General features: G+C 71.0%; 12 protein-coding genes. 6 read left to right on the top strand and 6 right to left on the bottom strand.

From position 1 onward, the window contains the following. Positions 1-13 precede the first annotated feature (13 nt). Complete coding sequence (locus AQJ11_RS24975) at positions 14-1,543, top strand: VWA domain-containing protein (protein WP_059264447.1); 1,530 nt, start codon at positions 14-16, stop codon at positions 1,541-1,543. Positions 1,544-1,577: 34 nt separating this feature from the next. Further along, complete coding sequence (gene mftM, locus AQJ11_RS24980; protein ID WP_059264448.1) at positions 1,578-2,504, top strand: mycofactocin oligosaccharide methyltransferase MftM; 927 nt, start codon at positions 1,578-1,580, stop codon at positions 2,502-2,504. Positions 2,505-2,623: 119 nt separating this feature from the next. On the opposite strand, the gene AQJ11_RS24985 is transcribed toward mftM, so the two are convergent. The 3 genes from AQJ11_RS24985 to AQJ11_RS24995 are packed head-to-tail and all read right to left on the bottom strand — an operon-like array spanning position 2,624 to position 5,940. Further along, on the bottom strand, positions 2,624-3,289 hold the full coding sequence (locus tag AQJ11_RS24985) for a MadR family response regulator transcription factor (RefSeq protein ID WP_058079497.1): 666 nt from the start codon (positions 3,287-3,289) through the stop codon (positions 2,624-2,626). Then, complete coding sequence (locus AQJ11_RS24990) at positions 3,279-4,655, bottom strand: MadS family sensor histidine kinase (protein WP_059264449.1); 1,377 nt, start codon at positions 4,653-4,655, stop codon at positions 3,279-3,281. The genes AQJ11_RS24985 and AQJ11_RS24990 overlap by 11 nt, the downstream gene beginning before the upstream one ends. 10 nt (positions 4,656-4,665) lie before the next feature. Next, positions 4,666-5,940 (bottom strand): iron-containing alcohol dehydrogenase, encoded by a 1,275-nt coding sequence (locus AQJ11_RS24995; protein WP_059264450.1) that lies wholly within the window; start codon positions 5,938-5,940, stop codon positions 4,666-4,668. A 224-nt stretch (positions 5,941-6,164) separates the two neighbouring features. Here AQJ11_RS24995 and AQJ11_RS25000 point away from each other — a divergent pair, with 224 nt between their 5' ends. The 4 genes from AQJ11_RS25000 to AQJ11_RS25015 all read left to right on the top strand — a co-directional run bounded on the left by AQJ11_RS25000 (position 6,165) and on the right by AQJ11_RS25015 (position 10,296). Further along, positions 6,165-7,403 carry a helix-turn-helix domain-containing protein gene (locus AQJ11_RS25000; protein ID WP_059264451.1) on the top strand — a complete coding sequence of 413 codons (1,239 nt, stop codon included), beginning with the start codon at positions 6,165-6,167 and terminating at the stop codon, positions 7,401-7,403. A gap of 111 nt (positions 7,404-7,514) precedes the next feature. Next, positions 7,515-9,032 carry an aldehyde dehydrogenase gene (gene adh / locus AQJ11_RS25005; RefSeq protein ID WP_014671069.1) on the top strand — a complete coding sequence of 506 codons (1,518 nt, stop codon included), beginning with the start codon at positions 7,515-7,517 and terminating at the stop codon, positions 9,030-9,032. Further along, the gene (locus tag AQJ11_RS25010; protein WP_058079501.1) at positions 9,032-9,436 is read left to right on the top strand and encodes a DUF779 domain-containing protein; all 405 of its coding nucleotides are present in this window, start codon (positions 9,032-9,034) and stop codon (positions 9,434-9,436) included. The genes adh and AQJ11_RS25010 overlap by 1 nt, the downstream gene beginning before the upstream one ends. Before the next feature lie 335 nt (positions 9,437-9,771). Continuing rightward, entirely contained in the window at positions 9,772-10,296 is a 525-nt protein-coding gene (locus AQJ11_RS25015) for an ATP-binding protein (RefSeq protein ID WP_244218343.1), read from the top strand. A gap of 278 nt (positions 10,297-10,574) precedes the next feature. Here AQJ11_RS25015 and AQJ11_RS25020 read toward each other — a convergent pair whose 3' ends face one another. Genes AQJ11_RS25020 through AQJ11_RS25030 form a run of 3 tightly spaced genes read right to left on the bottom strand, consistent with a single transcriptional unit; the run spans position 10,575 to position 13,740 of the window. Continuing rightward, positions 10,575-11,696: an acetoin dehydrogenase dihydrolipoyllysine-residue acetyltransferase subunit gene (locus AQJ11_RS25020; protein ID WP_059264453.1), complete on the bottom strand. Its 1,122-nt coding sequence runs from the start codon at positions 11,694-11,696 to the stop codon at positions 10,575-10,577. A gap of 8 nt (positions 11,697-11,704) precedes the next feature. After that, positions 11,705-12,718, bottom strand: coding sequence for an alpha-ketoacid dehydrogenase subunit beta (locus tag AQJ11_RS25025; RefSeq protein WP_014671073.1), 1,014 nt, complete (start codon positions 12,716-12,718; stop codon positions 11,705-11,707). Positions 12,719-12,744: 26 nt separating this feature from the next. Beyond that, the gene (locus AQJ11_RS25030) at positions 12,745-13,740 is read right to left on the bottom strand and encodes a thiamine pyrophosphate-dependent dehydrogenase E1 component subunit alpha (RefSeq protein WP_014671074.1); all 996 of its coding nucleotides are present in this window, start codon (positions 13,738-13,740) and stop codon (positions 12,745-12,747) included. Positions 13,741-13,774: the final 34 nt, after the last annotated feature.

Genomic DNA, 13,774 nt, shown 5'->3' on the forward strand with positions numbered 1-13,774 from the left:
CAGGGAGGCGTGCATGGAAGCCGGCGTGCACCGATTCGTCCGCGTCCTGCGGCTGTTCGGGCTGCGAGTCTCCGTGTCGGAGGCGATGGACGCCATGCGCGGGGCGGCCCAGCCCGGCATGCTCGCCCGGCCCGAGACGCTGCGCGAGGCACTGCGCATGACGCTCGTGAAGGACCGGCGCGACCACGCGCTGTTCGACGAGTTGTTCACCGCGTTCTTCTCCCTGCGCCCGGTGGCGGGCGACCCCGCCGGCCACGGCCACACTCATGCGCACGACGACCTGACCGACACCGGCGAACTGGAGTCGTTCACCGTCTCCGACGAGCCGTCCGAGACCCCTCAGCAGGGGCACAGCCACGGCAAGCCGTCCGACATCCGCGACTTCTTCGACCAACAGGACCTGGCCCAGCAGTACAACCTGCACCAGGAAGCCAACAAGATCGATCTGGCGTCGATGACCGACGAGATCGTGCTGTCCGAGGACGGCGCGACCGTCGGGCGCGACGACGGCCCGTCCGTCCAGCTGGAGACCGAGCGGCTGCACGGCGCCGGGATTCCCGGACGGCTCGCGCCGGCGACCGGGCAGCCCGTCGACACCACCCTCACCGTCGCCCAGCAGGACGCCCTGCTCGGCTGGCTCACCCAGGAGACCGACGACCGTCACGAACTCGACGCGTTCAAGCGGCAGTTGGCGGGTGTCGTCGAGAACCTGCCCGAGCTGCTGAAGCGGCATCTCGACCGGCTGGCGGAACTGCGGGCCGTGGCCGTCGAGCCCGCCCGGATCGCAGAACGAGCTCGCCTGGAAACGGTGGACGAGGACGAGCGCGGCCAGTTGGAGGAGGCACTGCGCAGAGTGGGCCGCACCGTGCACGGCGCCCTGACCAGCCGCAAGCGCAACACCCCGACGGGCCGTGTCCATCCCGGCCGCACCATGCGCCGCAACATGCGCTACGACGGCGTACCGTTCCGGCCCGTCACCGTCACCCGCGCCGAGGACCGGCCCCGCCTGGTGATCCTCGCGGACGTCTCGCTGTCGGTGCGGGCCACGGCGCGCTTCACCCTCCACCTGGTGCACGGGCTGCAGTCCCTGTTCGGACAGGTCCGCAGCTACGCCTTCGTGGACGAACCCACCGAGATCACCGAGCTGTTCGCCGAGCACCCGCTGGAGCGGGCGCTGGGGCTGGTCTTCGACGGGCTGCCGGCCGGCGGTCTGCTGGACGTGGACGCGACGTCCGACTACGGCCGGACCTTCGAGACGCTGCTGACCGAACACGCCCCGGCACTGGGCCGCCGCACCACGCTCCTGGTGCTGGGCGACGGCCGCGGCAACGGCAATCCGCCGCGGACCGAGGCGTTCGCGGACATCACGCGACGGGTGCGCCAGACCATCTGGCTGACCCCGGAGCCACGGTACTCCTGGGGCCTGGGCGCCTGTGACCTCCCCCGCTACGCCGAGTACTGCGACCGCGTCCAGGTGGTCGCCGACCTCGCCGGGCTGGAGCGCACCGCCCACAGGATGGCCACGGAGGCGACCGGCCGATGAACACACCGCACCCACCGTCAGGGGAAGCACAGCCATGAGTGTCCCGAGCCTGCGCGGCGCGATCGCCGCGCGCCGCATCGACCCGCTGGCACCGGGCGCGCCCGGCCTGTATGCCGACCCCGTGGTCCGCGTGATCCGCGACGGGCACGTTCCCGGGCGCGCGGTCCCCCCGCCGATCGTCCGTACCGAGCACTTCGCGCTGCGCCGCCGTGGCCGCCGCGTCGAGCTGGGCCACTCGCTGCGCCCCGAGCAGTTGGACAACGACCTCGCCGGGCTGCTCGCCGAGGAGCTGTTCGCCCCCGGCTGGCTGTCCGGCAGCGATGTCTTCGAGCGGGTCTTCACCGGGGTGGTGCGCTCGTGCGTGGACGGACCACTGCCCGCCTGGACCACCTTCTACGACAACACGCTGGCCCGCATCCGGCAGTGCTGGCGGGCCCCGGAGCCGTCCGGGCACTCCTCGATCGCCGGGTTCGCGCCCGTGTACCGGCGCGCGCTGGACCTGGTCGCCCCGGGCAGTGTGCTGGACCTGGGCTCCTGCTTCGGCTTCCTGCCGCTGCTGCTCGCCGAGCGGGAGCGGCGGACGGTGATCGCCTCCGACCTCTCCCGGGGCACCATGCAGCTGCTGGACGCCGTGGCCCGCGCCCGGGGCCGCACGCTCGACGCGCTGGTCTGCGACGCCTCCCGGGTGCCGCTGCCCGACCGCTCGGTGGACACCGTCACCGTCATCCACGTGCTGGAGCACCTCGGCGCCGGGCACGGTGACGCCGTCGTCCACGAGGCGCTGCGGCTGGCCCGGCGGCGGGTGGTGGTGGCCGTGCCGTACGAGGACGAGCCGACCGCCGCGTACGGCCACGTGCGGTGCTTCTCCCCGGAGCAACTCGCCGATCTCGGCCGCCGCACGGGCCACCGCTTCTCGGTCGGCACCTTCCACGGCGGCTGGCTGGTCATCGAGCCCGGCTGAGCCGCTCCCCCACGAACCGCGCCATGGTCACGATCGTGCTGCCGACCGCCCGCAGTGGGGCGACCCCGTGGCGGTCCACGCCCTGCGGCGGCCGGCGAAGGCCGGAGCCGGGAGGCCCGTCAGATCACGCCCAGCTTGCTCGCCTCGTACACGACCTCCGCCCGGCTGCTCGCATCCATCTTGCGCATGATGTTGCGGACGTGGAACTTCACCGTGGTCTCCGAGATGTACAGCTCCCCGCCGATCTCCCGGTTGCTCAGCCCATGGGCGAGCAACTGAAGGACTCTCAGCTCCCGTTCGGTGAACTTCGGCCGTTCCGGCTGCACGCGCATCGAGCGCACCATCGCCGCGGCCGCGTGCGAGTCGAAGGCGCTCTCGTTACGGGCCACCGCGCGGATGGAGCGCAGCAGTTCGGTGGTGTCCACGTCCTTGACCACGTAGCCGCGCGCACCGTGCCGGATCGCCTCCACGACCAGCGAGTCGTCGAGGAAGGTGGTGAGCACCAGCACCGCGAGCTCGGGGTGGCGCTGCGTCAGCCGGGCGCACAGGTCCAAGCCCTCGGTGTCGGCCGCCGTGGACAGCTTCAGATCGAGAAGCACGATCGACGGACGCGTCTGTTCGACGACGGCGGCCGCCTCGGCGGCCGTGCTCGCCTCGCCGACCACGTCCAGGTCGCTCTCGCGTTCCAGGATCGACCGCAGTCCGTGCCGGACGATGGCGTGGTCGTCGACGAGTACGATCCGCAAGGCCCGCGTGGGTGCGTGCGTCCGCTGCTCAGTGGTCATCCCTTGCCTCCCCGACGCGCGCCACCGGCAGCGGGACGTCGACCCGCAGCAGGACGCCTCCCATCGCCGACCGGCGGATCGACAGTCTGCCGCCCAGTTCCTCCGCCCGGGCCACCATGTTCGCCAGTCCCCGATGGCGTCCGGCGAGATCGGTCGCCCGGGACACCCGCAAGGCGCGGCGCAGCTGCGCGGGGTCGCCGCCGCCGTCGTCGGACACGGTCAGCACGAGCATCCCGGGCAGATACCGCAAGCGCACCAGTGCTCGACCGGCCTTGCCGTGCGTGGCGGAGTTGAACAGGGCCTCGCCGGTCATCCGGAGTATCGACTGCTCGGCCTCGGGCGGCAGCGGCACCGGACTGCCCGCCACCCGTACCCGGACGTCGAGTTCCGTGGGCAGGTGCACCGTGGACAGCCTCTGCACCATCACCGGGAGCGGACCCGCCGGCTCCTGCGAGGTGTGGTGGAGGGCGTAGATCGCGGCACGCAGCCGCTCCACGGCCTGCCGGTTGAGGTCCTTGGCGTCGGCCAGCCGGCCGGCGATCTCCGCGGCCGGTCCGCCCAGGCCCGCCAGTTCCGCGCGGCACACTTCGACGGTCATCCCGGCGCTGAGCACGTATTGGGAGACGCTGTCGTGCAGTTCGCGCGCGATGCGACGCCGCTCGTCGTCGAGTGCCTGCCGCTGCATCGCGTCCAGCAGCCGCGCCTGCGTCTCGGCCAGTTCGGCGCTGCGCGCGGCCAGGTCCCGGGCCTGCCGCTCCGCCGCCTCGGACAGTTCCTCGGCGCGTCCGCGCAGGGTGGTCGCCGCGTGGAACAGAAACGTGTGGTGCAGCGCCACAGCGGCCTGATTGGCGAGGACCCGCAGGATGGCCAGGTCCGTGTCGGCGACCTCGACACCGGCGCCGGGCTCAGCGGCGATGCCGCCGACCGGCTCGTCGTCCAGGGTCATCGGCGCGCGCACCCAGCCCCGGCCCCGGTCGGGCTCCTGGGCCTCCCAGGGGCGGGTGCGCAGCAGCTTCAGATGCGGGCGCACCTCAGCGGGTATCCGGGTCTCGTCGTCGATGAACACGTCGTCGGCGTACAGCAGGAAGCGCGGACGGGCGGCCCGCAGCGCGCCGTCGGCGACGGCCAGCAGCAGCCAGCGGGCGCGCAGGTGCTCGGCCGCGGTGCGCACGACGGCCTCGACCAGGGCGCGCGGGCCCTCCGCCGTGCGCACAAGGGCGCGGGAGATGCCGTCGAGCGCCTCCACGGTCCTCTCCAGCCGCTCGGTGGAGCGGACGTACGCCGGGTAGAAGGACCGTTTGCCGGACCGCAGTCCGGTGAGGACGCCCAGGTCGGCGGTCCGGTTCGTGCGTTCGGGGGTGCTCACCGGGATCGCCTTACAGCGCTTCGCGGAACAGTGTCTCCATGTCCCGCACGTCGACGTCCCTGGGGTTGGTGGCCATACACGCGTCTTTGAGCGTCGTGCGGGCGAGGACCGGCACGTCGCGCTCCGCGACCCCGAGGCTCGCCAGTCCCTTCGGCACGCCGACGTCGTCCGCCAGTGCGCGCACCAGATCCGCGAGCTGTTCGGCCACCTCCCGCGCCGGCACACCGGAGACCGGAAGGCCGGCCGCCGCGCCCAGCGCGACGAAGCGCTCCGGCCACGCCTCGGCGTTGAACCGGATTACGTGCGGCAGGAGCACGCCGTTGACCACGCCGTGCGGGGCGTCCAGCAGACCGCCGACCTGGTGGCTCATGGCGTGCGTCGCGCCGAGGATGGCGTTGGTGAAGGCCATGCCGGCCTCCAGCGCGGCCTGGGCCATGGCGAGCCGGGCTCCGAAGTCCCTGGGGGCGACCTGGGTGCGCACCAGGTTCGCGGTGATCAGCTCGACCGCGTGCAGGGCGTGGTTGTCCGTCAGCGGATTGTGCGCCCGGGAGACGAACGCCTCGATGGCGTGCGTCAGCGCGTCCAGGCCGGTGGCCGCGTTGAGCCAGTCCGGCATCGTGGTCAGCAGCCGCGGGTCGATCACCGAGATCTCAGGTACCAGCGTGCGGCTCACAATGGTGATCTTTACGTGCTCGGTGGTGTCGGTGATCACGGCGAACTGGGAGACGTCCGCGCCGCTGCCCGACGTGGAGGGCACCATCACCGTCGGGGGGATGGGCTGCACGACCTGGTCCACACCCTCGTAGTCGAGGACGTGCCCGCCGTTGCCCGACAGAATCGCCACACCCTTGGCCGCGTCGATGACCGAGCCGCCGCCGACCCCCACGATCACGTCGCAGCCACTGGCGGCGTACCGCTCGAAGCCGGCCTGGACCTCGTGGTCCTTGGGGTTGGGCGTCACATCACCCCACACGACGGGGCGCAGACCGGCCCGGCGCAGATGGCCGACCGCCTCGTCCACCCAGCCCGCCTCCATCAGCCCGGCGTCGGTGACCAGGAAGGGCCGGCGACCGCCGAGGCGCAGCGCGCAGTGCCCGAGCTCCGTGAGCGAACCGGGCCCGAACACGACCTCCGGCACATGGAACTTGGTCAGCCGGGCGGACTGCCGCACGGCCTGCGTGCTCGTCCGCTGCGGTCCCAGAAGCTCGCAGTGGCCCTCGTCGCGGCTCCATTCGGCACTCGGATCGTTACCGCCCGCCACCATGAGGTGGGACGTGAGCGACATGCGACCTCCAAAGGGCGGGAAGCCCGCAACGCACATGCAACCTTGATTTTACCGCCGCGTTGGTCGATAACACTGTCGTCCAACTGAAGACCACGCTAGGCGCGTGCGCCGGGGTACGGCACCTGTCCGATCGGACAGGTGGTGCGGACCGCTCGGACAGGTGTGCCGGCGCGGTTCCTGCGTACAATAATCGGTCGTCCCCGTTCGACGACAGGGGAAAGCACATGTCACAACGCAGTGACCTCCGGCGGCGCAGGGCGGCGCTGGAGAGCGAGTGGTCCCGCCTGGTGCCGGAGATGAGGACCGCCGGATCGAAACCGAGCGGTCTGGAAGCGGTGCGCGACGACGTGACCGAATCGTGGGTCCGCTCGCTGAGCAGCGTGGATCCGTGCCGGGACAGCGCCCCGGTCACGGACGAGGGCGCCGTGCAGCACCGCTGGAGCGGCTCACCGCTGCGCCGGCCGGTCGACGGCCTCGCCGACGAGTTGCGCAGCATCGCGGAGGACGCCGGTTTCGTCACCGCGCTCACCGACGAGTCCGGCACGATTCTGTGGACGTGCGGCGGGCGGACCATGCGCCGACGGGCCGAGCGTGTCAACTTCGCGCCGGGCGGTCGGTGGGACGAGCAGGCCATGGGCACCAACGCGTTGTCCCTCGCGCTGCGCACGGGCCGCCCCAGCTCCGTCTTCTCGGCCGAGCACCTGGTGACGGCCCTGCACGACTGGGTCTGCTACTGCGCTCCCGTGCACGGCCCGGACGGACGCGTCCTCGGCGTTCTCGACATGTCCACCACCTGGGACCGCTCCAACCCTCTCGCGATGTCCACGGTGCGCTCGCTGGTCGCCACGGTCGAGGCCCGGCTCCGCACAGAACCCTCCTTGCGCCCCAGCGGTAACAACGACCCCGTGAACCTCACCTGCCTCGGTGCCGGACATGCCGTACGCAAGGGCGTTCCCCTCCCCCTGCGGCCCCGGCAGCTGGAGATCCTGACACTGCTCGCCCTGGAACCCGACGGCTACTCCCCCGAACGCCTCCGCGAGGCCGTGTACGGCGACCGGCCGGTGACGGCGTCCACGTTCAAGGCGGAGATCTCCCATCTGCGGCGCGCCCTCGACGGCGGTGTCGCCACCCGTCGTTACACGCTGACCACACCGGTGTCCTGCGACGCCGTCGATGTGCTGCGGGCGCTGGAGAAGGGGGACGCGGACACCGCCGTGCGGTTGTACCGGGGCCCGCTGCTCTCCTGGTCCGAGGCGCCGGGCATCGCCGAGTGGCGCACCCATCTTGAGGTGGCGATGCGCGAGGCGGTGCTCGCCAGCGCCCGTCCGGAGCACGCGCTGCGGTACGGCGAACGGGCCCCGTACGACGCGGAGGTACACGAGCACGCTCTGAGCCTGCTCGGCCCGCGGGACGCCCGTCGCGCCATCGCGGCCGGCCGCCTCGGCGCGGCCCTGCGCGACTGACGCCTCGCCCTCAGCGCGCCAACCTCCCGCCAACCTCGGGGGTTCAGAGTGCACCGCATCACGACGGCGCGGGCCGTCGTAATGCACCAACGTCCCCCGAGGAGAGCCGCCATGGTGTACGCGCAGCCAGGAACAGACGGCAGCATCGTCAACTTCGCCCGGCGATACGACAACTTCATCGGCGGTGACTGGGCCGCCCCCGCGGAGGGCCGGTACTTCGAGAACACCACGCCGGTCACCGGAAAGACGTTCTGCGAGGTGGCCCGCTCCTCCGCCGCCGACATCGACCTCGCCCTGGACGCCGCCCACGCCGCCGCACCCGGGTGGGGCCGCACCTCCACGACGGATCGGGCGAACATCCTCAACAAGATCGCCGATCGGCTGGAGGCGAACCTGGAGAGGCTCGCGGTCGCGGAGACCTGGGAGAACGGCAAGCCGGTGCGGGAAACGCTGGCCGCCGACATCCCCCTGGCCATCGACCACTTCCGCTACTTCGCGGGCGTGGTCCGCGCCCAGGAGGGCAGCATCGCCGAGATCGACGCCGATACGGTCGCCTACCACTTCCACGAGCCGCTGGGCGTGGTCGGCCAGATCATTCCGTGGAACTTCCCGATCCTGATGGCCGCCTGGAAGCTGGCGCCCGCGCTGGCCGCCGGCAACTGCGTGGTCATCAAGCCCGCCGAACAGACCCCGGTCAGCCTGCTGCTGGTGGTCGAACTCATCGCCGACCTGCTCCCGCCGGGCGTGCTCAACGTCGTCAACGGCTTCGGCGTCGAGGCGGGCAAGCCGCTCGCGTCCAGCTCGCGGGTGGCCAAGGTGGCGTTCACCGGTGAGACCACCACGGGCCGCCTGATCATGCAGTACGCGAGCGAGAACATCATTCCCGTCACGCTGGAGCTGGGCGGCAAGAGCCCGAACATCTTCCTGCCGGACGTGATGGCCGCCGACGACGACTTCCTGGACAAGGCCGTCGAAGGTTTCGTGATGTTCGCGCTGAACCAGGGCGAGGTGTGCACCTGCCCCTCGCGCGCCCTGGTCCACTCGTCGATCTACGACGAGTTCATGGCCCGCTGCGTCGAGCGCACCAAGGCCATCGTCAGCGGCGACCCGCTGGACCCGGCCACCATGATCGGCGCCCAGGCCAGCAACGACCAGTACGAGAAGATCCTTTCCTACATCGACATCGGCAAGAAGGAGGGCGCCGAACTCCTCACCGGCGGCAACCCCCGCGCCGTCGCCGGTCTGGAGGGCGGCTACTACATCGAGCCGACCATCTTCCGCGGCACCAACGACATGCGCATCTTCCAGGAGGAGATCTTCGGGCCCGTCGTCTCGGTCACCACCTACGACTCGGTCGACGAGGCCCTGAAGATCGCGAACGACACGCTGTACGGCCTCGGGGCCGGTGTCTGGACGCGGGACGGCAACACCGCCTACCGCCTCGGCCGGGAGATCAAGGCCGGCCGCGTGTGGACGAACTGCTACCACGCCTACCCGGCGCACGCCGCCTTCGGCGGCTACAAGAAGTCCGGCATCGGCCGCGAGACCCACAAGATGATGCTCGACCACTACCAGCAGACCAAGAACCTGCTGGTCAGCTACTCCGGACAGAAGCTCGGGTTCTTCTGATGGCCGCCCGCACCGGGCGCGTGGAGCTGACACCGGCCGCCGAGGACCTGGTGCGGCGGCTCGCCGGGACACACGGTCCGCTGATGTTCCACCAGTCCGGTGGCTGCTGCGACGGCAGCGCGCCCATGTGCTACCCCCGCGGTGAGTTCCGGGTCGGGGCCTCGGACGTCCTGCTCGGCCACGTCGCTGGAGACACCCCCTTCTGGATGAGCGCCGACCAGTACGCGTACTGGCGGCACACCCACCTCACCGTCGACGTGGTCCCGGGCCGGGGCAGCGGCTTCTCCCTCGAAGCCCCCGAGGGCGTGCGCTTCCTGCTCCGCTCCCGGGTCCTCACCGACGAGGAGTGGGAACGCCTCGCCGCGGAACCACCCCTGCCGACCGGGGCGGACACCGACGGCTGACCCGTCTACGCCCCGGTACGGGGACACCGGACGACCACCGCGCCGGCGCGTGCGGCGGCGGCAGCGGGGCCGGACACCCACCCGTCCGGCCCCGCGACGTCCCACCCGGGCCGGGACGCCCCTCCTTCCGGAGAGGGCGGAGGCGCCCCGTCGCCCAGCTACGGAGCGCCGGGCAACCGCGTAGCGTCTGAAACGGCCTGGTGATCAGGGTTCCACCCGAAGGGGCCGCCGGCCTTCGGCTCTCATCACAGGGCCGGGGTGATTCCAGAGCTGTCGGACCGCCAGGAAGCCCGCGACCACGACGTCCCCTTCTTCCGCCAGACTCAGGGCCGACCATGTGCACCACAACCCTCGGAGAGACGAGAAAGCCGCCCGCCGGATCCCTTGAGGAACGACGGCCCGCCGCTCAGCCCATCGTCTCCCGTGACCGGAGGACGCCGCCCGCCGCCCGCCCCGAGGCCAGGACCGCCCCCGCGCACGAGGCCGTCCTGGCCCTGCCGGCGGAGGCCCGGTGGGTTCCGGTGGCGCGCCGCTGCGTCGTCGCCGTCCTGACCCGGTGGCGGTTCCCGTCCGCCGATCGGGAGTCCGCCGAGCTCATCGTCGGGGAACTCGCCGCGAACGCCGCCGAGCACGGCCGTCACGACATGACCGTCCGCCTGTCCCTGCACGAGGGAGTCCTGTGGATCTCGGTGACGGACTCCGGCGCCCCGGGGCGGCCACGGCGTCCCCGGGACGCCGACCCCGACGAACACGGCCGGGGGCTGACCATCGTCGAGCTCCTGGCCCTGGAGGTCCGGGTACGCCAAGGTCCACTCGGCCGACGGGTCGACGTGGCACTCACCGCGACCGCCACGGAGTGAGGGAACCTGGCTGCGCGGGGACGGCTGGGCAAAAGACTGCCCGTCGAGCGAGGCCGGCGACGCGGTCCCGGAGGTACGGCCGCGACTGACCCGCAGGCAGTGGATGACGCCGAAGACGTTGACCCGGAACACTGCCCCAAGCTCGTCGGACGTTACCGCGGTGGTGCGGATCGTCTCCGGCGGAGGACCCGCGGCTCGCTGCCGCGGAGGACCGAGAGTGATTCATCGGTCTGCCGGAGGCCTGCTTTCCGTCCTCCGGCAGACGATGACTCGCGTCCTCAGCCGTCCAGGACTCCGGTCACGGCGTCGACCACGGCAGAGGGCTGTTCCATGTGGACCATGTGCCCCGCATCGTCGACATAGGTGACCTGGGCGCGGCCTTCCAGGGCAGCTGCGTTGGCGGCCGGCAGGACCTGGTCCGCGCGACCCCATACCACTCGTACCGGGCCTGCGAATTTCTGGAGCAGGCCGGCGGCGTCGATGCCCGGGCGGTCGCCGTCGAGAAGCGTGCCGAGCAGGCTGTCGAGCGCCTGTTGTACGCCGTCGAGCCGCTTGAACTTCATCAGGTCGTCGGCGAGTTGGCGGGTGACCTGCCCCGGGTCGGCGAACAGGTGGACCAGGTGGGGCTTGAGTTCCCGCCGTGAGGAGGCGGTGGCGAATCCACGCAGGTAGCCGGCGTTGATGGCGTCGCCGTAGCCGGCAGGTGCGACGAGGGTCAGCGACGCGATCTTACCGGGTTCGCGGGCGGCGGCGGCGGTGACCACGGCGCCGCCGAGTGAGTGCCCGACCAAGTGGACGCGTTCGATGCCCTGCTGTCGGAGGAAGCCGAGCAGCGCGCCGGCCAGGGTGTCGAGGGAACCGTCGCCGACGTCCTTGGTGGAGTCGCCGTGGCCGGGCAAGTCGATCGCGTGGACGGTCGCACGGGTCGACAGTGGTTCCTGGACGAAGAGCCAGGAGTTCTTGTCGCCGCCGTAACCGTGTACGAGCAGCACGGTCTCCTCCGCGGTGCCGAGGGTCGCGTAGGAGAGGGTACGGCCGTCCACCTGCACTGTTCCGAGGGCTGGTCCGGCGACCTCCTCGACCGCGCCGGAGTCCAGTTCCTCGCGCGCGGCGCGGGCCGCCTCGTCGACCAGTTCCTCCGGCACGTGCGCCGGAGCGATCAGCGCGATCGTGCCGCCGACGGGGACGTCCTCGTTCGTCTCGGCGATGATCCGCCGCACGACACCCGACTCCGACGATTCGAGCACCCCGGTGATCTTGTCGGTGTCGATGTCGGCCAGTTCGTCGCCTTCGGCCACCTCGTCGCCCTCGGCCACGAGCCAGCCGGTGATCTTGCCACTCTTCATCGACAGGCCCCACTTGGGCATGGTGACCTTCGCGATGGCGTCTTCGGTGCTCACAGGGCCCGTCACTTCTTCCAGTCCAGGGTCTTCTTGACGGCGTTGGCCACCTTCTGCGCGTCCGGGATGTAGAGCTGCTCCAGAGGCTGCGCGAAGGGCACCGGCGTGTGCGGGGCGGTGACCATCTCGATCGGCGCCCGCAAGGCGCCGAACGCCTCCTGCGCCACCAGCGCCGAGATGTCGGTGGCCATGCTGCAACGCGGGGTGGCCTCGTCGACCACGACGAGCCGGCCGGTGTTCTCGACGCTCTCCAGGATCGTGTCGCTGTCGAGGGGACTGGTCGTGCGCGGATCGATGATCTCCGCCTGGACGCCCTGCCGGGCCAGCTCGGCCGCCGCCTCCTCGGCCACCGAGACCATGCGGCCGAGGGCGACGATGGTGACGTCATCGCCGTCACGGACCACGTTGGCCTCGCCGAACGGGATGGTGTAGCTGTCTTCGGGTACCTCGCCGGTCATGTCGTAGAGCGCCTTGTGTTCACAGAAGATGACCGGGTCGTTGTCGCGGATGGCCTGGATGAGCAGGCCCTTGGCCTCGTACGGGCTGGAGGGCAGGACGACCTTGAGGCCCGGGATGTGGGTGAAGACCGGGTACAGGCACTGGGAGTGCTGTGCGGCGGCGTTGAGACCGGCTCCGTACATGGTCCGCACCACCACGGGTGTGACGGCCTTGCCGCCGAACATGTAGCGGAACTTGGCGGCCTGGTTGAAGATCTGGTCGAAGCAGACGCCCATGAAGTCGATGAACATCAGCTCGGCCACCGGGCGCAGGCCACGTGTCGCGGCGCCGACCGCGGCGCCGACGAAAGCCGATTCCGAGATCGGTGTGTCCAGCACTCTTCCCGGGAACCGCTCGTACAGCCCCTTGGTCACGCCGAGGACACCGCCCCATGCGTCGTCCTCACCGGGACTGCCCGCGCCGCCCGCGTTGTCCTCGCCCATGACGATGACGGACGGGTCGCGCTCCATCTCCTGCCTGAGCGCCTCGTTGACCGCCTCGCGATAGCTGATCGTGCGTGCCATGATCGTGCTCCTGGAAGTGTTCGGGGTCAGTAGGTGACGTAGACGTCGGTGGTGAGGTCGTCCGCGGTCGGTGTCGGGGCCTGCTTGGCCTCCGTCACCGCGGCCTCGATGAGACCGGCCACTTCCCCGTCGACACCGTCCAGTGCGGCCGCGTCGAGCTGGCCGGAAGCAGTGACACGCTCACGGAACTGCTGGAGGCAGTCCAGTGACGCGCGAGCCCGTGCCACCTCGTCGGCGCGGTAAGTCTGCTGGTCGCCCTCGAAGTGGCCGTAGTACCGGGTGAACTTGACCTCGATCAGGGTGGGACCTCCGCCTTCACGGGCCCGCTCGATCGCCTCGCCCGCGGCCTCGTACACCGCGAAGAAGTCGAAGCCGTCCACGATCACGCCCGGCATGCCGAATCCGGCGGCGCGGTCGGCGATGTTGTCGCAGGCCACCGACCAGGTGGCCGCCGTGGCCTCCGCGTAGCCGTTGTTCTCCGCCACGAAGATGGCGGGCAGGTTCCACACCGAGGCGAGGTTGAGCGCTTCCAGGGTGGTCCCCTGATTGCTCGCCCCGTCACCGAAGAACGCCACGCCGACGCCACCGGTCCCCTGCTGCTTGGCTGCCAGAGCGGTGCCGCAGATCAGGGGCGGACCGCCGCCGACGATGCCGTTCGCGCCGAGCATGCCCTTGGACAGGTCCGCGATGTGCATCGAGCCGCCCTTGCCCCGGCAGGACCCCGTGACGCGACCGTAGATCTCGGCCATCATCTCCTTGACGTCCACGCCCTTGGCGATGCAGTGCCCGTGGCCGCGGTGCGTGCTGGCGATCGAGTCGCGCTCGTCGAGGTGGGCACACACCGCGGTGGCCGAGGCTTCCTCGCCCGCGTACAGGTGCACGAACCCCGGAATCTCGCCAGTGGCGAACTCAAGGTGCAGCCGCTCCTCGAACTCGCGGATGGTGCGCATGGTGCGATACGCCTCCAGCAGCGCCTTCTCGTCGAGCCCCGACGTGGCCTGGGCCGGTTGAGTGGGTGTCATCGTTGACGGTCCTTTCTTCTAGGGCTCTTGTCGG

This window comes from Streptomyces corchorusii (assembly GCF_001514055.1).
In the GTDB taxonomy this organism is placed as follows: domain Bacteria; phylum Actinomycetota; class Actinomycetes; order Streptomycetales; family Streptomycetaceae; genus Streptomyces; species Streptomyces olivaceoviridis.

Excerpts from the sequence above, each read along its gene's own strand:
- AQJ11_RS24995 (WP_059264450.1), bottom strand. The coding sequence starts at position 5,940 with ATGTCGCTCACGTCCCACCTCATGGTGGCGGGCGGTAACGATCCGAGT.
- AQJ11_RS25000 (WP_059264451.1), top strand. The coding sequence starts at position 6,165 with ATGTCACAACGCAGTGACCTCCGGCGGCGCAGGGCGGCGCTGGAGAGC.
- adh (WP_014671069.1), top strand. The coding sequence starts at position 7,515 with ATGGTGTACGCGCAGCCAGGAACAGACGGCAGCATCGTCAACTTCGCC.
- AQJ11_RS25025 (WP_014671073.1), bottom strand. The coding sequence starts at position 12,718 with ATGGCACGCACGATCAGCTATCGCGAGGCGGTCAACGAGGCGCTCAGG.
- AQJ11_RS24985 (WP_058079497.1), bottom strand. The coding sequence starts at position 3,289 with ATGACCACTGAGCAGCGGACGCACGCACCCACGCGGGCCTTGCGGATC.
- mftM (WP_059264448.1), top strand. The coding sequence starts at position 1,578 with ATGAGTGTCCCGAGCCTGCGCGGCGCGATCGCCGCGCGCCGCATCGAC.
- AQJ11_RS25010 (WP_058079501.1), top strand. The coding sequence starts at position 9,032 with ATGGCCGCCCGCACCGGGCGCGTGGAGCTGACACCGGCCGCCGAGGAC.
- AQJ11_RS25015 (WP_244218343.1), top strand. The coding sequence starts at position 9,772 with ATGTGCACCACAACCCTCGGAGAGACGAGAAAGCCGCCCGCCGGATCC.
- AQJ11_RS24975 (WP_059264447.1), top strand. The coding sequence starts at position 14 with ATGGAAGCCGGCGTGCACCGATTCGTCCGCGTCCTGCGGCTGTTCGGG.
- AQJ11_RS25030 (WP_014671074.1), bottom strand. The coding sequence starts at position 13,740 with ATGACACCCACTCAACCGGCCCAGGCCACGTCGGGGCTCGACGAGAAG.